A 19,921-nucleotide genomic window follows, 5' to 3' on the forward strand; every position below is an offset into this window, starting at 1 on the left:
GCTATGTTGGTTTTGGACGTTATAACGCACAGTGGCGTGACTCAGGAGTGTAAAAGATGCCAAGGACCCCAGCAAACTCAGTATTAACCGCCTCAACCCCTGCTTCGCGTTGGTTGGCGCTGACGCCGTCTTTTATCAGTGCTGGCTGTATTGCGGTGTTGGTCGGCTACAGCAGCGCGGTGGCGATTGTGTATCAGGCCGCGCTGGCGGGCGGGGCCAACCCGGCACAGGTCAGCTCCTGGCTGTGGGCGGTCGGCATTGGCATGGGCGTCAGTAGCATTGGGTTGTCGTTGTATTACCGCCAACCCGTGTTTACCGCTTGGTCCACACCGGGTGCGGCGCTGCTGGTCACCAGCTTGCCTGGCTTCACCTTGGCTGAGGCGGTGGGGGCTTTTGTCTTGTGCTCGCTAATGATGGTGCTGGTGGCCGTGACAGGCGTGGTGGACCGGTTATTGCGCTTGGTGCCACAGTCGCTGGCCGGTGCCTTATTAGCAGGCGTTTTACTGCAGTTTGGTCTGCAGATATTTCAGGGCATGGCGCTGCAGCCGCTGCTGGTGGGTGTGGTGTGCTTGGGCTTTTTACTGATGCGCCAGCGTGTGCCGCGCTACGCCGTTGCTATTGCGCTGTTGATCGGCATTTTGCTGTCCTATACACAAGGGCTGGCGCACTGGCAGCCGATACGCTGGCAGCTGGCTGAGCCGCACTGGGTAACACCAACGTTCAGTTTTGCCGCATTTATCAGTGTGGCGGTGCCTTTGTTTGTGGTGACCATGGCGTCACAAAATATTCCTGGGTTGGCGGTGCTGCGTGCCAATGGCTACAACGCGCCGGCGGCGCCGTTAATCGCCACCACTGGTATGACCGGGTTGCTGCTAGCGCCATTTGGTGGCTTTGCGTTTAATTTATCGGCGATGACGGCGGCTATTTGTCAAAGCGATGAAGCCGGTGGCACACCGTCCCAGCGGTATTGGGCCACTTGTTGGGGCGGGGTGTTTTATCTTTTGGCAGGCCTTCTCGGAGCAACATTGGTGGCCTTACTGCAATTAATTCCGGCGGTGCTGGTGGCCACCATTGCTGGTTTGGCTTTGCTGGCACCCATGGCCAATGGCCTGCATGCCGCCATGCACGAGGGCGGTGAACGCGACGCCGCCTTGCTGACGTTTTTGGTCACGGCATCGGGAGTCTCCTTGTTGGGAGTGAGCAGTGCGTTTTGGGGTTTGTTGATAGGCTTGTTTGTTTTCTACGGCGCGCGCTGGCGCAGCTCTAAAGTAGCTTGAAATACCAAAGTGGCTTGAAATACCAAAGTCGCTTGAAATACCGCTATACCAATAAAAATTCTGGCGGAATATTTGGGGTTTGTTGTCTTTAGCAAAGGGAATCTCTGAATAATGTCGCGCCTACTGTGAATCGCTATCGCACTGAAAATATCAGGCTGGTTTGCCACTCAAACCAGCTGTAGCAAAATTAGCGACACAGAGCCGGAGTTCTCTGGCACTTCCTAGCACTCCCTAGCACTCCCTAGCACTCCCCACTCAAAGTGTGAGCAGCAGGCTCATCGTATCATTGGCGAAGTTGAAAACACTGGCGACTTTCTGCCATCACTGTTTGCTCTGAAAGTCTGCTGTGCTCTTACTGAGTAGTGTAAAAATATTTAGAGATTATTCGGTTCTTATACTGAGATTGCATTTCGGTTTTATCGATCACGGTTGTTTTACTACTTACGTGTAAATAGACTGCGCCCCTTTTTATAACAATGGAAAAGGGGTACGTATGTTTTTGACTGCAATAGTAGGGTGGCCAATAAAATTCGCCAGGACCTTATTGTTTTTTTTGTCAGCAGTGCTTGCTGTGCAGGCGCACAGTTATTACATCAACACGGTTGAGCGGCAGTTGCGGCAACAATATCCAGGATCTGAGGGCAGCGTCTGGCAGGTAACGGATGGCAATCGCATCGCCGGTATCCATTCGGCGGAAGACAGCTGGTTGTTGCAAACTCCGAATTGTTGGGGCGATCCACAATGCAACGACAGCGGCGCGCTGCAGCACTACGCCGACACCATCGAAGCGGACATTGCCAGCGCCCGTCATTGGGTCGACATTACCACGCTGGTCACCTACCCAGATGGCATCTTCCAGCAGGCCATCGTGTCTGGTTTGCGCCAGGCTTATGCTCAATCACCAACCATTCGTGTGCGGATTTTAGGCGGCACACCACCGGTGATGGGCAATATTGATACGTCATACACGGAAACGGCGAAAGCCTATATGCGTCGATTAAAACAGGACCTCGGCGCGATGGCAGATAACCTAAACCTTTCTGTGGCGGGGGTAGAAACCAGCTGGCTGTACTCCTGGAATCATTCCAAAATCATTGCCGTGGATGGGCGCAGTAGCATTGTTGGTGGCCACAATATGTGGGAGTCGGCTTACGGTCAGGTGGACAGCCCAATTAACGATTTAACCATGCGCTTAAAAGGCCCGGCGGCAGTCTCTGCTCACCAATTTGCCGATTTATTGTGGCAATTTACTTGCCGTTGGAAAGACGGTGTTGTGAACAAAACCCTGTATGTCGATTTAGAGCAAACCAACGCTGCGCAGGGCGTATGCCCAACCACCTTCACCGCACCAGAGGTGGCTGTGAGCGGCAATGTTCGTGTGTTGAGCCTAGGTGGCCTAGGGTTTGGCATGCAAACTCCCGGAGGCGATGAAGGCGGTTTACCAGCCGCCGATGACAGCGAGGCCAGCTGCTCACGTCTGTTTAAAGATTATGTGAATAACGACTCTGAATACACTATGGCGAATCCGGAAGAAGAAGGATTACGTACCTTGATCGCCAGCGCCCAGCACTCGGTGTTTATCTCGCAACAAGATTTAATCGCGCCGTGTGTCGGCCCATTGGCCAACAGCTACTACGATGCGCGTTTGTTTGATGTATTGGCGGCCAAGCTGATCGAAGGAGTCAAGGTGCAAATTGTGGTCAGCTCTCCGGGTGCTAAGCAAAGCCTGTTGGCGCCGTATTCCAATATGAAAAAAATGACCGAAATTACCGATGTGCTGCAACGGAAAATTGCTGAACTTGCCGATGTATCCGCGGCTGAGGCTCAGCAAACCATGTGTGATTCGCTGCAGTTGGCGCCGATTCGCAACGCCGACGGAGTCGCCACTTGGAGCAACGGTTACGCCATCGGTAACCATGCCAAAACCATTGCGGTGGATAACGCAGCGTTTTATATCGGATCCAAAAATCTCTACCCAGCCACATTGCAGGACTTTGGCTACATCGTTGAAGATGCGGCCGCTGCGGAGCAGTATCAATACTATTATCAGCAACCAATGTGGCAAAACTCGAAGTCGGCTGCCACGGTCGACTATCAAACCGGGCGTTGCCTCTGATGCATCGGCCAGCCGGTATGGCTGGCCAGATTTTGCAGCCACGTTAGGCTCTTGCTCATTTGGTCGATGGCACCGCTTGGCAATCACGAGTAGTCTGTTCTGAATGCAATACCGGTGTGCGTAGCGCGGCTCCGGTGGTTCGAGCGCTGGTATCCTAGTGTTAAGTGATGGCGCTTATGTATTCAGAGCAGGGGTGTTGATGCGTGCTGTGTGGCTGTGTCTGTTGTGGTGGCTGGTGATAGCTGCCCCACAGGCCGGAGAAGACTTATTCCTCGATGCGTTTAATAAGCATCACCGGGTGATGTTACTGATCGATCCACAGGCCGGTGACATCGTCAAAGCCAATCCTGCGGCGGCGGAGTTTTATGGTTACAGCGTGCCGCAACTGGAGACAATGGGCATCCAACAGATCAACCTGCTCAGCCTGGCGCAAGTAGCGGCGGAGCGGCAACGCGCTGCGGCAGAGCAACGTAACTATTTTATTTTTCGCCATCGCCTGGCCAACGGCGAGGAGCGCACGGTGTCGGTATCGTCGGTGCCGATTCAATTTCAGCAGCGTCATGTGCTGTATTCCATCATCACCGACATCACTGGCTTTCGAGATGCGCAAAATGCGCTGTGGCATTACCAGAACAACCTAGAACAGCTGGTGGATGAAAAAGTGTCGGCGTTGGAAGCGGCGCAGCAGCGCCGTGACAATGCCTACAAAACCGCCTTGCTGGCCGCCATTGTTTTGGTGATGGCTCTGGTGGTGGCGGTGGTGTACGTGCGCCGTCAGCAGGTATTTTTGCAACAAGAGCGCCAGCGTTTGGCCGAGGTGATCTGGGGCACCGGCGCCGGAACCTGGGAGTGGCACATCGACGGAGACTGGGTCAGCGTCAATCGCCGTTGGTGTGAACAGCTGGGTTATGACATTGAGCGCATTGCGCCGCTGTCGTCGCCACAGTGGCAGGCGCTGTGCCACCCGGACGATTTATCGCGTTTTAAACAGCGTTTGCGTCAACACCTTAGTCAGAAGGCCGATCATTTACAGTGTGAGGTACGCTTGCGCCATGCCAACGGCCATTGGCTGTGGTTTATGCTGCGCGGCAAAGTGGTTGAACGTAACCGCCGTGGTCGGGCGCTGCGCTTGTGCGGCACTCAGCAAGATATTTCCAAGCGCAAAGCGCTGCAGCAGGAACTGGAAAAGCAAGCCACTTTGGATCACCTGACGGGCTTGCCCAACCGCGCATTGTTCTCGGATCGCTTGCAGCAAGCGACACTCACCGCAGAGCGCAAGCAATGGCAGCTGGCGGTATTGTTTATTGATCTGGACGGTTTCAAAAGCATCAACGATGACTATGGCCATGATGCTGGCGATGACGTACTGCGACAAACGGCGGAGCGGCTGCAGCGCTCTGTGCGTTGCTCCGATGTGGTGGCGCGCCAGGGCGGTGATGAGTTTGTCATCCTGATGCAAGAAGTCAGCAGCCAAGAGTCGGTAGCACTGGTGGCAGAAATTATTTTGGATCAGCTGCGCCAGCCATTCCATTTGCCACAAGGCGCTGCACCCACACTCAGCGCCAGCATTGGCATCGTGCTCAGGCCAGCGAACAGTGTGGCGGCCAGCCAACTTATCTCATTGGCCGATCAGGCCATGTACGACGCTAAGCGCAGTGGTAAAAACAACTACTGTTTTGCCGAGCTGGCGGGTAACAGCGCGCAGTCGTAGCCTGGGTGTATACCTTTTTTCTTGCAAGTGGCTAACGCGATATGAATCTCGGTGAGAACTGGCAGGTAGAAAGTAGCCGGTAGTTGGTCGTTGCTAGAGGTAACCGAGTGCGCTCAGCGATCCTTACCGCCCGCTCGACCTGTGTCATGTAGCTGCGCCTCTTTGACACGCTCTTGCCGCCTCCCTGCCGTACCTTCTCTGCTGTTTTCTCTTAGCTGTTCTCGCTCTGCGGCTGTTTCCTTTCTGCTGTTCTCTCCGTTACATCGTTAGCGCCGTGTTGGTTGTCTTACTAAACAAGCTGTGAGCGTCACCGCCTGTCTTTTTTACTAGCCCTTGGCAGTCTTTGAGCAGTCGTGCTAATTTATTAATCAGTTGATTAATGAAATGGTATCCGTATGAGCCGTGGCCGACCACAAGACCCGTTGAAGCAGCAGCAAACCATGTCTGCCTTGCTGGACGCTGCCCGCGAGTTGCTGCAGCAGCAGTCTTATAAAAGCATCACCATTCGCCAACTAGCGCAGCAAGCAGGTACGCAAACGGCCATGATCAGTTATTACTTTGGCTCTAAACAGGGGCTGTTTGAGCAGCTGATGGTACGGACGACTGAGCAGCGTCAGCGCAAGTTGATGGCACTGGCGCAGGAGCTGCAAATGCGGCCCGAGGGTCCCATCGAGCTAATGGTGAATCGTATTCTCGATATTGTGCTAAGCGAACCTTGGTTATTTCGCTATTTTCAAAGCGAGATGTTTAGCGATCAGCCCAATACCGAACTCAGTGAATTACCGCAAAAAATCCGCGCTGGCATCGTGGCGTTATTTCGTTTGCTGCAACAACAAGGCGTATTACGTGCCGAGTTTGATTGTGAAAAAGTGGCTGCGACTTTTATGAGCCTATTGGCCTTTCCGCTGCTGTCGCAGCCGATGTTTCACACTGTGTTTGGTTTAGGCCTGGATGAGCTCAACAGTGACGCCTGGCGCGCCCATTTATGCCAGTTATTGCAACACGGTCTGGTGGAAAACGCACAATCTAAGGAGGGCGCACAATGACAGCCGTTAAAAAATGGCCTGGCTTGGCAGCCTTAGCGCTGGCCGCGGTGATTATGGTGTTATTGCTGGTCAATAAAACTGGGCCACAGCAGCGCGAACTGGATAGCCAGGCCACGGCTGTGTATAGCATCAATACCGAGTCACAGCCGATACGGCCATTTGTTGAAGGCTTTGGCCAGGTCAGTGCCAGTCAGCACTTTCAGGCCGTTGCCGAAGTGGCCGGGCGCATTGTGGCGTTAGCGCCGGGCTTGGAGCAGGGAATGATGTATCCGGCTGGCACCGAAATTGTCACTCTAGATGATCAGGACTACCAGCTGGCATTGGCCCAGGCAAAGGCTCAGGCGCAAGTGGCTGAGCAGCAATTACAGCAGTTTGCACAGCAATCTCAGCAGCTCAAAACCTCGCTGCGCTTGACCAACGAGCGTTTGCAATATGCCCAATCGGAAGTAGAACGCCTGCAGCGTTTGTTTAAGCAAGGCAGTGTGTCGGCCTCGCAGCTGGATGGCGAGCGCCAGCGTTGGTTGCAACTGCAACAAGAGCAGGTGTCGCTGCGCACTCAGGTGGAGCAATTGCCCAGCCAGCAACGCTCATTAGTGAGCCAAAAGGAATCGGCCGAGGCCCAAGTCGCCCAGCAGCAACGCAATATTGAACGCACCCATATTCGCCTGCCGTTTGCCGCTCGCTTGGGGGCGGTGGATTTTGATATCGGCCAGTTTGTTGGCACAGGCCAGGTGCTGTTTGCTGCCACAGGTTTAGATACGGTGGATGTTATCGCCCACGTTAGCCTGGCGCGTTTAAAGCCATTTTTTGCTGCTTTGGCCAAGCCTGATGAAGAACTGCTATTAGGCCCTGAGGTAATGGAACAATTACTGCAACGGTTTCAATTATCGGCCGAGGTTGAGCTGCCTGGTTTTGATGGCCGTTGGGCGGCTCAAGTCGTATCGATTCATGAAGCACTGGACCCGGCCAGCCATTCCATTGCCTTTACTTTGCGAGTGCCACAGCAACAAACGCGGGTAAGGCCCGGCGTTCGACCACCATTATTGCCCAGGGCGCAAGTTAATGTGCGAATTTATGGCCATGCCTTGCCAGGCTTGCTGGTGCCGCGCATTGCGGATCACCAAGGTCAGCTGTATGTGATGGAGCAGCAGCGGCTTAAATTTTTACCCACCCCCGCACATTTATTGATGGGCCCTTGGCTATTTATTTATCGGCCCACTATGGCGGAATTGCAGGTGATTACTTCGCCACTGATTCCTGCGCTGCCTGGCCAGTTATTAACGGCGAGCCCTGACCCGGATTGGCAGCCGCTGTTACACCAAAGTCTGCAAAACCAGACACAACAAAACCAGCCACCACAAAACCAAGCGCTACCTCCAACAGAACAACCGCAACCGTCACAGGGGCAGCGGTTATGATGCGCTTTATTATTGAACATCCAACCGCGGCTAATTTGTTGATGTTGTTGGCGCTGGTGTTGGGGTTAAATCAGCTGGGATCGTTAAAACGGGAAACCTTTCCCCATATCGAATCCTATGAAATGCAGGCTAGCGTGACATACCCTGGTGCTGCTGTAGAAACCATCGCCAACGCTGTCTGTCGGCCGCTGGAAGACAGTGCCACGGATGTGCTGAACCTGCAGGAAATGCGCTGCGATGCGCGCTCAGGCAGGGCATTATTGACCTTGACCATGGCGCCTGACGGTGATTTCACCGCGTTTCAGGCCGATGTTCGCAGTGCCATTGATGGCATTGATGATTTACCTGAGCAAGCTGAGGAGCCGGTGGTCAGTGAGCTTGGGCAAACTCAGCCGGTAGTTAGTCTAGCGCTCACATCCGCACAGTTACAACGCTGGCAATTAAAGGATTTGGCTGAGCATTTAAAATTGCAATTACTGCAGCAGTCGGATGCGGCTCGCATTGATATCGACGGCTTTGGTCAGCGTCAGTGGCGCATATCGTTACTGCCTGAACAGTTGCGCCGTTATCAATTAAGTTTGCAACAAGTCAGTCAACTGATTGCACAAAACAACATTCGCATTCCCGCCGGTCAGCTGCAGGGCCAACGGCAGGTATTTGATGTACAGGTGGATCATGAAAGCCGTACTTTGGCGCAACTACAGCAACTGATTTTATTGTCACCATCGGATGGTGATCAGATTCGGCTGATGGATATTGCCCGAGTAGAAAAAGTGTTTGAGCCGCTGGAATCTCGTATTCTGTTTGACGGCACGCCAGCGGCGTTATTGCACATTAAAAAGAATACCGGCCAAGACAGTCTGGATATTTTAGCTCAGGTTAATGCCTTTATGGCGCAACAGCAGCAGCGCCTACCCGACTCAATAGAACTGCATTTAACTCAGGATCAGACCAGCATTATTGTCGATCGTCTTAACATGCTGATGAATAATGCTTGGCAGGGGCTGCTGTTAGTATTTGTCACCTTGCTGTTGTTTTTTAACTTACGTTATACCTTTTGGGTGGTGATGGGACTGCCGGTGTCGTTTCTCGGTGGTCTGTTTGTCTTAGGCTGGTTTGATATCAGCATTAATATGATGAGCATGGTGGCGTTATTATTGGCGCTAGGAATATTAATGGATGACGCCATTGTTATTTCTGAAAGCATTGCTGAGCAGTTAAAGAGCGGGAACTCAGATCACCAAAGTATTTCTCAAGCGGTGATTGCCGGCGTGCAACGGGTAGGGCGCGGGGTATTATCGTCCTTTGCCACCACGGTATTGATTTTTGGTTCTATGATTGGTTTGCAAGGCGATTTAGGACAGGTGCTGCGTGTCGTGCCTATGGTGTTATTAATCGTGGTATGTGTCAGCTTGCTAGAAGCGTTTTTTATTCTCCCCAGTCATTTATTTCACAGCGTTGCCGGTGAGGCAAAGCTTGATCGTACGGCACGACTGCGCGCTTGGGTACAAGATCACTTTGAGCGCTGGCAAAAAAAGCTCGGTAATGGCGTGCATTGGGCGATTCGTTGGCGCTATGCGGTATTGGGATCAACCCTGGCGTTATTTATGTTATCAGTGTCATTGTTAGTTTCAGGTGTGCTTAAATTCTCGGCGCTGCCAGAGCTGGACGGTGATGTACTTCAGGCACGCTTATTATTGCCAGCGGGAGCCACCTTGGCGCAAACCCAGCAGCAGGTGGATCAACTGCAGCAGGCGCTCAATAAAGCCAGTAATGAGTTAGAGCCGGGTTTGATCGAGCATCAAACCGTCACATTTGGTTTTAATGCCGATGCCTATGAATCGGGTCCGCATATGGCGACGGTGAGTCTGGATTTACTCAGTGCTGAGCAACGCCAAACCAGTATTGATGAGCTGATCAGTGCTTGGCAGGCACAATTGCCGGCGTTACCGTGGGTCTCCTCACTCATTTTTACCGAGCCTGCACTAGGCCCTGCAGGGCGTGCCATTGAACTGGGTTTTTCTGGTTTGCCGGTGGCGCAACTGGATCAGGTGGCGGAGCAAACACGGCAATGGTTAGGCGGTTTTTATGGCGTCTATAACTTATTCGACGATTCCCGCCCGGGTATCGCCCAGCTTAATGTCACGTTAAAAGCAGAAGCGCAACGTCAGGGCTTAGATCAACGTTGGCTGGCCAATGAGCTGTACGCGGCGTTTTATGGCGTCAAAGTGAATGAGCAATACACCGAGCTGGATGACATTGAGGTGCGTATCGCGTTAGACCGAGCATGGGTGAAAAACCAGGATCAATTGGCGCTGTATCCCGTGCGTTTACCGACGGGCGACACCGTTGCTTTAGAAGCCATTGCCGATATCGAATGGCAACAGGGCGTGCAGCGGCTGCAGCGGGTTGATCGTCAAACCACGGTCACCGTGTACGGCTCGGTCAATGGCTTGCAGGCCAATAGCAAAGAAGTCATACAGGCATTTCAGGCCCAGCTGTGGCCACAATTACAGCAGCAATACCCGGCGCTGCGCTTACAGTTGGAAGGCGAGCTGGCCAACAGTGCAGAAACTCAGCAGTCACTTAAACAAGGCTTTATATTGGGCTTGCTGGGGGTGTTTATCTTGCTGAGTTTGCAATTTCGCAGTTATTCCGAACCCTTGATTGTTATGCTGGCGATTCCGCTGGCACTGATTGGCGTGGTATTTGGCCATTTAGTGATGGGCTATAACTTGGCCATGCCGAGCATGATTGGCTTTGTCTCCCTGGCGGGTATTGTGGTGAATAATGCCATTTTAATTGTTGAGTTTGTGAAACAGCATGTGGCCCAAGGTCATGCCCTGGCAGACGCCGCACAGCTGGCCAGTGAGCAGCGCCTGCGCGCCATGTTATTAACCACCTCAACCACAGTCGCTGGCATGTTACCGCTGCTATTGGAAACCAGTTTGCAAGCACAGGTACTGATTCCTTTGGTGATCAGCGTGGCGTTTGGCCTGCTGGCGTCTTCTGTGTTGGTGCTGTTTGTGATTCCTTGCTTGTTTGCTTGTTTACAGGACTGGCGCCGCTAGCATCAGAGTTTAGAAAATGAACTCGATCTTATGTCTTATTCATTAAATGCCGATTTGGGTACGGCATAAGCGCACCTGTTTGGAACGGCTCCCTGTTGATTAACCTTGCATTAATGGCAGTATGATCATTTGTTCCCAACACGGAGGTATTCCATGAAAAAAGTAGCGGTTATCTTGGCCGGTTGCGGCGTGTACGACGGCGCGGAAATCTACGAGTCGGTGCTCACCTTATTGCATATTGAGCAAGCTGACGCTGAGTATCAGTGTATGGCCCCCAATATTGAGCAGATGCATGTGCTTGATCATCGCACTGGCGATGAAATGCCCGAGCAGCGTAACGTGTTGACCGAGGCTGCACGTATTTGTCGCGGTCAAATTATGGATTTGGCAGAAGCCAATCCCAACGATTATGACGCTTTGATTATTCCCGGCGGTTTTGGTGCGGCGAAAAACCTCAGTGATTTTGCTGTGCAAGGTGCAGAGTGCTCTATCAACGCCGATGTGCAAGCGTTTGTCCATGCCATACACAGCGCGGGCAAGCCTGTAGGGTTGGTCTGTATCGCACCGGCGTTGGCGCCGAAGCTGATTGGTCAGGGCAGTCAGTGCACCATTGGCAACGATGCCGATACCGCAGCGGCCATTAGCTCCATGGGCGGGCAGCATGTCGATTGTGCAGTGGAAGACATTGTTATCGATCACAACAACAAGCTGGTGACCACGCCTGCTTATATGTTGGCTGGCCGCATCAGTGAGGCATCAGCCGGTATTCAGAAGTTGGTACAGCAAGTGGTGGCCATGGCTTAGTAAATGGCCTAATACATGGCGTAGCACAAGACGCTATTCGATCAGGGCTCGCTGCTGTTTTACCGAGCGGGCTGATTCTCTGGTAGCAGGGCCAGTTCTCGGCCCTGTCCTTTAAAGCAGCCGCCGTTGTTTTCCGCTGCTGTTCTGCCGGTAAATTAACGTTCGAGATTATCGCGACAGTAACTGGCTCAGTTCAGGCAATTCCCAGTCCGATTCACAATACACCAGATGCGGCATCAGCTCGGCGGCCAAAACGGACGGCTGTGCGGTGCGGCGATAATCGTTTAGACGTTGCTCATCGGCGGCTTGCCACTGCTGCGGATAACGCTCGGCGAACTCGGCCAGAACCTGGGCTGCTTGCTGGTTGTTGCCGGTTTCATGCCAGGCCCTAGCCAGATAGCGCGCTTGCAGCCGTGTGCTGGGCGCGCGCTCGGCAGCGCGCTCGATCACCGCTTGCGGTTGTTGCATTTGCAGTTGTGCATACATCCAACTGAAATCTGCGTAGGCGGCGCTGACTGGCATATTTAAGCGTTGATTTTGCTCATAGGCTTGCGCAAATAAGCTGGCCGCTTGCTCATAATTACCTAGGTCGTTGTGGGCCCAGCCCAAAAAGATGCGCGCTGCGGCATGCCAATACGGATTGTGCTCCCCCGCCAAATACTGCTCGAAGGCGCTGATGGCTTGGTGCAGAAACTCCGGGCGTTGGCTATGACCGCCACGTTGCTGCTGATCCAACCCCTGATCCAGCAGCGCAAACGACTGATAAAAGTGGCCAACTTGTTGCCAATGATGGCTGCCTAACTGATTGGCCAGCTCGGTTGCCTGCAGGAAATATTGCTCGGCTATGTCGCCTTGGTGCAGCTGCATATGAAAGTAGCCCGCGTACAGTTGCACTTGCATCAGCTCATACGGGTAGCGCAGCTGTTGATACCCATCGAGTGCCTGCTGCAGATGTTGCTGGCGCTGTTCCAATGGCAATGAAAAATTGCGTGCTAGAGCAAACTGGCTGGCGACGATGTCTGGGGTTTGGCCGAGCTGTTGATAGAGGTTCAGCGCTTGCTGCAGATGTTGGGCATTGTGTTGCAAATCGTTCAGCGGGCTGCGCTCTAACCCAACTTCCGCTGGGTTGCCGCGATAAAACAGACTGTCGGCGTGCATCGCCGTATGGGTGCGCGGGGGCAGGTGCTGTTGCATCTTTTCGATGGCCAGGTGGTGCGCTTGCCAGTCGTTTTGTTGCCACGCCAGGCGTGACTCGAGTTGATAAGTGGCAACGATGCGCTCTTGATCCTGACTTTGTCGCGCCAGTGCCAGTGTTTTTTCAAGTAACGGACGTATCTGCGCCGCATCGACGCCTTGGCGCCAACGCAGCTCGGCCAGCCAATAATGAACGTAGGCCGACAACATGGTCGGCACAGTTTGTTGAGCCAGCTTTAGCAGCTGCTGCTCGGCTTGGTGCCAGTCGCCGGTGAGTACCTGAGCGTGCGCGGTTAACGCTTGAATCCAGATATTCTCCGGCTCGATCACCTGGCTGGCAGTAAAGTAGCGCTGCGCTTGCTGGGCGCCCTGATGTTGCAACGCGCTGATGCCTTCGGCCATGGCGGTGGCGGCGACAGGGTCCTGTGCTTTGGGCATGGTCGGTTGCGCTGGCATGTCGGGTTGCAACAAACGCTGCAGTTGCTGCGCCACCGCCTCGCTGGAAGCGGCCAATGAGGGGTAGCTGATGCTGCCTTGCTGCTGCCGGCCGTCAGCAAAAATGAGCTGAAAATCCAGCACTTGCTGACCCTGATGCTGGCGCACACTGGCTTGCAGCGCTGCTCCCAATTGGTATTCATTTAATAGCCCTTGCAGCGTCATCGGCACCGCAGGTAACACCACACCGGATTGCGCCAGCCATTGGCGCGCTTGATGCGGTGCAATCAGACGGTGCTGACTGCGCTGTTGCAAGGCGACAAACACCATGTCGGCCAGCCCCAGTTGCACCCAGTCCTGGCTGTTATCGCCGGTTTGGTTGCTGAACGGCAAGATCAGCACGCCCTCTTCGGCGCCGGAAACGTCGGGCGTCGGCCACCAGCTGACCAGCACTATCAACGCCAACAAAGCGACGGTTACCAGGCTCAGCTGCGGTAAGCGTGCTCGCACTCCTTTGCTGAACAAGGGGCGGGTATCGGCTATGGAGTTTTCTGGTGCGGCTTTTTCTGCTTGAGCCTTGTCTGGCTGAGCCTGCTCCGGCCGAATCTGCTCCGGCCGAACCTGTTCTGGCAGACCGTGTGCTGGCAGTGCCTTGGAACTGTCTGACTCGGTAGCGCTAGTGTCTGCCTCAAGCGCATTGCTGCCGGGGCTGGCTGATACTGGGCATATCCACTGATAGCCGCGCTGCGGAAAGGTGCGAATAAAGGTCGGCTGTTGCGCCTGATCGCCCAGCGCTTTGCGCAGCTCGCGCACGCTTTGGGTGAGGGCGTTTTCGCGAAACTCGCCATGCTGCCACAGCTGGTTGAGCAGCTCTTCCTTACTGATGATGCGCTGTCGATGCTGCAACAAGTAGCTCAGCAAACTGGCCACCTTGTGTCGCAGCTGTGAGGTGGTGTCGGCGTTTTTCAGTTCGCCGCTGTGGGGATCAAATTGCCAGCCAGCAAAATGGTAATACGACATAAGAGTTCATCAGATCGGGCTGAAAAGAGGCTAAATCATACGTCAATTGATGGCATTTCTATACCCTGTGCTCCTTTCTTTGTTGTTCTGTAAGTTATTGAAAAATAACAATAAATAAAAATTTCACGGCGATTTTGCGGCGATTTTGCGGCGATTTTATCCACCTTTGATAGGTCCTGAGCGGTGCCAGCGTGACACTGGCCACCTCAACAGGAGTGACGTGATGGAAGCCTTAATTCAATCTGCCTTACAGGCACAGGACTATTCGCTGTGGGTGGTCGCGCTGGTGTTTGCCACTGGTGTACTGACCAGTTTAACCCCGTGTGTGTATCCCATGATTCCGGTGACGGCGGCGGTGATCGGCCATCAGGCCAGCAAACCGGCCTCGGCCGTGTGGCTGACGCTGGTGTACGTATTGTGCCTAGCGCTGGTGTACGCCTTGTTGGGCGTATTGGCGGCCAGTAGTGGCCAGTTGTTTGGCAGTGTTGCCAGCCACCCGTTGACCTTGGTGGTGATGGCATCATTTTGCTGGTTGATGGCCGCTTGGATGATGGGCTGGGTCCGTATTCCGATGCCGCAATGGTCGTCGTCCAACCGCCACTCAGCGCTGCTGAATGTTGCCATCGCCGGCTTGCTGTCGGGGCTGGTGATGGCGCCGTGCACTTCACCAGTGCTGGGCATGCTGCTGCTGTATGTCGCCAGCCAAGGTGATCAGCTGTGGGCGGCACTGCTGATGTTTGCCTTCGCCGTGGGCATGAGTTTGTTGCTGATGGCGGTGGGCAGCTTTTCCGGTTTGCTCAATCGTTTACCCAAATCCGGTGCCTGGATGACGTTAGTGACGCGCTTCTTTGCCGCGTTGATGGCGTTGGCCGGTGCCTTCTTTTTACTTCGATCTCTCTTTCCCCATCTTTTTTAGTTCCGCATAACTAGGAGAATACCTATGCGTATGTACTCGATGATGTCCTCAGTAAATAGCTGGGTGCTGGCTCTGACACTGACCTCAGGCGTGGCGATGGCGGCTCCACAGGCGGGCGATGCCGCGCCCGACTTCAAAGCCACCACCATTGATGGTGAGGTGTTTGATTTGTCCGATTACCGCGGCAAGCAGCCGGTGTACCTGAAGTTTTGGGCCACCTGGTGCAGCTACTGCAAAGCAGAGATGCCGCACCTAAAACACATTCGCGAGCAGTACGACGACCTGGTGGTGATGACGGTCAACATCGGTCTGAATGACTCGGTGTCGAACATCAACCAACTCTATCAGCAGCAGGGCTATGGACTGCCAACGGTGTTTGATAGCGATGGCAAACTGACACGCTTGTATGGCGTTGTTGGCACGCCACACTCGGTATTGATTGATCGTCATGGCGACATCGTCTTGCGCACCTTTCAGGCCGGTGATCAGTTGGATCAGATGCTAAAGCAGGTCAACCAACCGTTAATGAGTCGCACCGATCGACTCCGGGCACAGCGCTAAGTGGAGGCGGCTATGAATATGAATACAGTTTGGGCGGTGATGCTGCTGGTGTGCTCGCAGTGGGCGTATAGCGGTGATATTCCGACACAGCACAACACCGACGGCCAGGCGGTGGAGCTAGAGCAGCAGGCGCGCCGTCACTTGGTGTTTATGGATATCTTTGCCAGTTACTCCGGCCACGGGGCGGAGCTGCAATGGCAGCAGCTGCCGCAAGAGTTTACTCGCCAGTATCCAGTATTGTGGGTGCAGCCAGAGCTGAACATCACACGAGAGCAGGTGGCGGAATATCAGCAGTTGTTCCCGGATATGCGCCCGATGGTGGTGGATGCACAGCTGCAATGGATGCAACACTTTAACGTCTGGTCGTCGCCGTACCATGTGTTGTTGCGCGAGGGCGAGGTGGAATTCGCCGGTGACTACGCCGCCTTGCGTCAGCATCTGAAGTTGGCACCGAAGGTCGATCCGATCACCGCCGATGCGATGCCTACTGCGGACACCATTGAGGGTTTTGATTATCACTATGTGCAGGCGGGCGACACCGCGCCCAGCGCTGTGGTCACCACCATGACGGGGGAGAAGATTGATCTGGCATCTTGGTATCAACAGAACCAGGGTGGGCGAATTGTGTTTCTTGATTCTTTATGCCCGATGCCGCATTTCCCCGGTTGTGAGCAGGAATTGCAGCAATTGAGTCAGACGCTGAAGCACTCTTCGCAAGGTTGGTTGGGGGTGATGAACGGCTTTTATGTCAGCCAAGACATCGCCGAAGCCTTCCTGCAGCGCTTTGACTTGTCGCTGCCTGTGGTGTTTGACCAAAATAATCAGCTGTTTGGCCGCTTTGGCGTGTTATCGACACCTTATGTGGTGGAAGTTGATGCCGATGGCAAGCTGGCACAGCGCCAGTCGCTGGCCGCAAGTCTGTAATCTGATTGGCCAACTCAGCACTGGGCGCGCTCTCTGCGCCGCTCGGTGCTGAATCGGCCTTTTGTACTTCTATTTATGCGCTTACGTTTGGGTTGCCGGAATAAGTACTGTTGTTTCTGTAAGTTGTTTCTGAAATCAGTCGGCTCGTCTTACTCTGTTCGTTTGCCTAATCTGCGCTCGTTCATCGTTGCGCGCACCTTTCATACACGCCCCGCACACTGCCCGCACATTGTGTCTAGGGCGCGTATCAGCGAGAATGTCGGCCACATTATTGAATCACTCGCCACTGCGCCGATAACTTGAAACAGGTTTGGCCCGGTCGGCCACGTCAGTTATAGAAGTTATTTATGTCTCAGTTACAACATGAAATCGCCAAGCGCCGGACGTTTGGCATTATTTCGCACCCGGATGCGGGTAAAACCACCATTACCGAAAAGCTGCTGCTATTGGGTAATGCCATTCAGCTAGCCGGTACCGTCAAAGGTAAAAAGACCGGCCGTATGGCGACCTCGGATTGGATGCAAATGGAGCAGGACCGGGGTATTTCGATTACTACCTCGGTGATGCAGTTCCCTTATAAAGAGCGCATGGTAAACCTGCTCGACACCCCAGGGCACGAGGACTTCTCAGAAGATACCTACCGTACCCTGACTGCAGTGGACTCGGTATTGATGGTGATCGACGGCGCCAAAGGTGTGGAAGACCGGACCATCAAACTGATGGACGTGTGCCGGCTGCGCGATACGCCGATTTTCACCTTTATCAACAAAATGGACCGCGAAGTACGCGACCATATTGAAGTGTTAGATGAAATCGAAACGGTATTGAATATTCAATGTGCGCCTATTACTTGGCCGATTGGCATGGGGAAAGCCTTCCAGGGGGTCTATAACCTGTATAAAGATACCGTGCATATTTTCACCCCAGGGCAAAACAGCGTGGTGCCGGATGATATCCAAATCCAGGGGCTGGACAGCGCAGAAGCGCGTCAGCAGTTGGGCGATGATGTTGTCGATGAATTGCTGGAAGAGATTGAGCTGGTGCGTGGCGCCAGTCACGAGTTCGACCTCGATGCGTATCTGCGCGGTGAGATGACACCGGTGTTCTTCGGAACCGCGTTGGCCAACTTCGGTATTCGCGAAATGTTGGATTATTTTGTCGATTGGGCGCCAGCGCCGATCGCACGTCAAACCAACGAGCGCGAAGTGGCACCGACGGAAGATAAATTCAGCGGCTTTATTTTTAAAATTCAGGCCAACATGGACCCGAAGCATCGTGACCGTATTGCTTTTATGCGTGTTTGCTCGGGAGCCTATACCCGCGGTATGAAAATGCGTCATACCCGCATGGGCAAAGACATTAAAATCGCCGATGCGGTGACCTTTTTAGCCGGCGATCGCTCCAATGTCGAAGAAGCCATTTCTGGTGACATCATCGGTTTGCACAATCATGGCACCATCCAAATTGGTGATACTTTCACCCAGGGTGAAGAGCTGCAATTTACCGGCATTCCGCACTTTGCGCCGGAACTGTTTAAGCGCGTGCGCTTAAAAGACCCACTGAAAATGAAACAGTTGCAAAAAGGTTTGCAGCAGTTGTCAGAGGAGGGCGCGACACAGTTGTTTATGCCGTTGAATAACAACGACTTGATCTTGGGCGCAGTGGGTGTGCTGCAGTTTGATGTGGTGCAGCAGCGCTTGCGTGATGAATACAAAGTGGAATGTATTTACGAGCCGATTAACGTCAATACCGCGCGTTGGGTCGAGTGCGACGATGAACGCATGCTGGAAGACTTTAAACGCAAGGGCGCTGAGAACCTGGCCATTGATGGTGGTGGCTATCTGACTTATATCGCCCCTAGCCGGGTAAACCTGAGCCTGACGCAGGAGCGTTGGCCGGACATCCGCTTCCGCGATACTCGCGAGCACTAATTTCGGCGCTAAGCCCGGTATTGGGAACGATATTGGGCTTTGCTGGCACCCGACATGTCGCTGGGTGCCAGGTCATGCCTGACTTGCCTGACAGTTAGAATCGACTAGTCTGTTTATGTCTTGAGCAAGAGAAAACGGACTGACCTTATGCTGGGCTTTTTTATTGTCGGAGTAATGGCGGCTGCAGGCGTGTGTTTGGCTGTTTATTTTTGGCTGCAGCAAAAAGTGGTGAACGAGACCCTGAGTTTGGATGATGGCAAAGGCTATTATTTGATCGCCTGCATCATCATCGGCTTTGCAGCCGCGGCTGGAGCGTTTGTGGCTGGACAGATGCTCGGGTATGATGCGTCGGACAACACATCCACCATGATGGCTCTGGCCATCTTGCTGAACGTCATGGCCAGTTTACTGGCGCTGATCTTCGGTTTGGTGCGCTTCCACGAGCCGGAACAGTTCTGATTTTGGCATCCGCTCAGAACTGAACAAACAAACAACAAATCGGCTTGCGCAGTGTTGGGTCTTCCTATAGAATGCCGCCCTCTTTTCGAATCAACCTGCCCTTAAAGGCGAGAAATTGATGAAAACTTACAGCGCAAAACCCGAAACCGTAAAACGTGACTGGTTTGTTGTTGATGCAGCTGAGCAGACGCTGGGTCGCCTGGCCACTGAGGTTGCTCGCCGTTTGAGAGGCAAGCACAAGCCAGAATACACTCCACACGTAGATACCGGCGATTACATCGTTGTGATCAACGCCGACAAAATCAAAGTAACCGGTAACAAGGGCAGTGATAAAATGTATCACCGTCACACTGGTTACCCTGGTGGTTTGAAGTCTATCTCTTTTGACAAGCTGATCGACTACAAGCCAGAACAGGTTATCGAACTGGCCGTTAAAGGCATGCTGCCTAAGAACCCTCTGGGTCGCGCCATGTTCAAGAAAATGAAAGTCTACGCTGGCGGTGAGCACCCTCATACTGCTCAACAGCCACAGGAACTGAAACTGGGATAATACGATGGCAGCTTCTCAATACTACGGTACTGGCCGTCGCAAGACTTCTACTGCACGTGTTTTCTTGCGTCCGGGTACCGGCAGCATCTTGGTTAACAAGCGTCCTCTGGATGAGTACTTTGGCCGTGAAACCGCTCGCATGGTGGTTCGTCAGCCTCTGACTCTGACCGAGAGCCTGGAAAAATTCGACATCATCGTCAACGTTCAGGGCGGCGGCGGCAACGGCCAAGCTGGTGCTATCCGTCACGGTATTACCCGTGCTCTGATGCAATACGACGAAACCTTGCGTCCTACTCTGCGTGCTGCGGGTTATGTAACTCGTGATGCTCGTGAAGTTGAGCGTAAGAAAGTGGGTCTGCGTAAAGCACGTAAGAAGCCACAATTCTCCAAGCGTTAATGAATTTGGCAGCATTCTGCTGCCAGCTTCTGCGCTTAAAAAAGCGTCTCTTGGCATAGATCAAGAGACGCTTTTTTTATGCCCTTCATAC

General features: G+C 53.5%; 15 protein-coding genes. 14 read left to right on the top strand and 1 reads right to left on the bottom strand.

Going from position 1 to position 19,921, the window contains the following annotated elements:
- The first annotated feature begins 56 nt into the window (after positions 1-56).
- From CHH28_RS08375 to elbB, 7 genes are all read left to right on the top strand, one after another.
- Entirely contained in the window at positions 57-1,277 is a 1,221-nt protein-coding gene (locus CHH28_RS08375; protein ID WP_094059881.1) for a benzoate/H(+) symporter BenE family transporter, read from the top strand.
- Positions 1,278-1,848: 571 nt separating this feature from the next.
- On the top strand, positions 1,849-3,393 hold the full coding sequence (locus tag CHH28_RS08380; protein ID WP_157729840.1) for a phospholipase D-like domain-containing protein: 1,545 nt from the start codon (positions 1,849-1,851) through the stop codon (positions 3,391-3,393).
- Between the two features lie 199 nt (positions 3,394-3,592).
- Positions 3,593-5,104, top strand: a complete 1,512-nt coding sequence (locus CHH28_RS08385; protein WP_094059883.1) for a diguanylate cyclase — start codon at positions 3,593-3,595, stop codon at positions 5,102-5,104.
- 395 nt (positions 5,105-5,499) lie between these two features.
- Positions 5,500-6,150 carry a TetR/AcrR family transcriptional regulator gene (locus CHH28_RS08390; RefSeq protein ID WP_094059884.1) on the top strand — a complete coding sequence of 217 codons (651 nt, stop codon included), beginning with the start codon at positions 5,500-5,502 and terminating at the stop codon, positions 6,148-6,150.
- Complete coding sequence (locus CHH28_RS08395) at positions 6,147-7,568, top strand: efflux RND transporter periplasmic adaptor subunit (protein ID WP_094059885.1); 1,422 nt, start codon at positions 6,147-6,149, stop codon at positions 7,566-7,568. Before CHH28_RS08390 ends, CHH28_RS08395 begins: the two co-directional genes overlap by 4 nt.
- Positions 7,565-10,639: an efflux RND transporter permease subunit gene (locus CHH28_RS08400; RefSeq protein ID WP_094059886.1), complete on the top strand. Its 3,075-nt coding sequence runs from the start codon at positions 7,565-7,567 to the stop codon at positions 10,637-10,639. Before CHH28_RS08395 ends, CHH28_RS08400 begins: the two co-directional genes overlap by 4 nt.
- Positions 10,640-10,792: 153 nt before the next feature.
- The gene (gene elbB / locus CHH28_RS08405) at positions 10,793-11,443 is read left to right on the top strand and encodes an isoprenoid biosynthesis glyoxalase ElbB (protein WP_094059887.1); all 651 of its coding nucleotides are present in this window, start codon (positions 10,793-10,795) and stop codon (positions 11,441-11,443) included.
- Positions 11,444-11,611: 168 nt separating this feature from the next.
- Here elbB and CHH28_RS08410 read toward each other — a convergent pair whose 3' ends face one another.
- Positions 11,612-14,092, bottom strand: a complete 2,481-nt coding sequence (locus CHH28_RS08410; protein WP_094059888.1) for a winged helix-turn-helix domain-containing protein — start codon at positions 14,090-14,092, stop codon at positions 11,612-11,614.
- A gap of 223 nt (positions 14,093-14,315) precedes the next feature.
- On the opposite strand from CHH28_RS08410, the gene CHH28_RS08415 reads away from it, so the two are divergent.
- The 7 genes from CHH28_RS08415 (at position 14,316) to rpsI (ending at position 19,830) form a co-directional block, all read left to right on the top strand.
- Positions 14,316-15,008 carry a cytochrome c biogenesis protein CcdA gene (locus tag CHH28_RS08415; protein ID WP_094059889.1) on the top strand — a complete coding sequence of 231 codons (693 nt, stop codon included), beginning with the start codon at positions 14,316-14,318 and terminating at the stop codon, positions 15,006-15,008.
- Positions 15,009-15,032: 24 nt separating this feature from the next.
- Positions 15,033-15,569 (top strand): TlpA family protein disulfide reductase, encoded by a 537-nt coding sequence (locus CHH28_RS08420; protein ID WP_094059890.1) that lies wholly within the window; start codon positions 15,033-15,035, stop codon positions 15,567-15,569.
- Positions 15,570-15,581: 12 nt separating this feature from the next.
- Positions 15,582-16,493, top strand: a complete 912-nt coding sequence (locus tag CHH28_RS08425; RefSeq protein ID WP_094059891.1) for a TlpA family protein disulfide reductase — start codon at positions 15,582-15,584, stop codon at positions 16,491-16,493.
- A gap of 347 nt (positions 16,494-16,840) precedes the next feature.
- Entirely contained in the window at positions 16,841-18,424 is a 1,584-nt protein-coding gene (locus tag CHH28_RS08430; RefSeq protein WP_094059892.1) for a peptide chain release factor 3, read from the top strand.
- Positions 18,425-18,571: 147 nt separating this feature from the next.
- Positions 18,572-18,883, top strand: a complete 312-nt coding sequence (locus CHH28_RS08435) for a hypothetical protein (protein WP_094059893.1) — start codon at positions 18,572-18,574, stop codon at positions 18,881-18,883.
- Between the two features lie 118 nt (positions 18,884-19,001).
- Positions 19,002-19,433: a 50S ribosomal protein L13 gene (rplM, locus tag CHH28_RS08440; RefSeq protein ID WP_094059894.1), complete on the top strand. Its 432-nt coding sequence runs from the start codon at positions 19,002-19,004 to the stop codon at positions 19,431-19,433.
- A 4-nt stretch (positions 19,434-19,437) separates the two neighbouring features.
- Positions 19,438-19,830 (top strand): 30S ribosomal protein S9, encoded by a 393-nt coding sequence (rpsI, locus tag CHH28_RS08445; protein WP_094059895.1) that lies wholly within the window; start codon positions 19,438-19,440, stop codon positions 19,828-19,830.
- The last annotated feature ends 91 nt before the right edge of the window (positions 19,831-19,921 follow it).

Source organism: Bacterioplanes sanyensis (genome assembly GCF_002237535.1).
Lineage (GTDB): Bacteria > Pseudomonadota > Gammaproteobacteria > Pseudomonadales > Oceanobacteraceae > Bacterioplanes > Bacterioplanes sanyensis_A.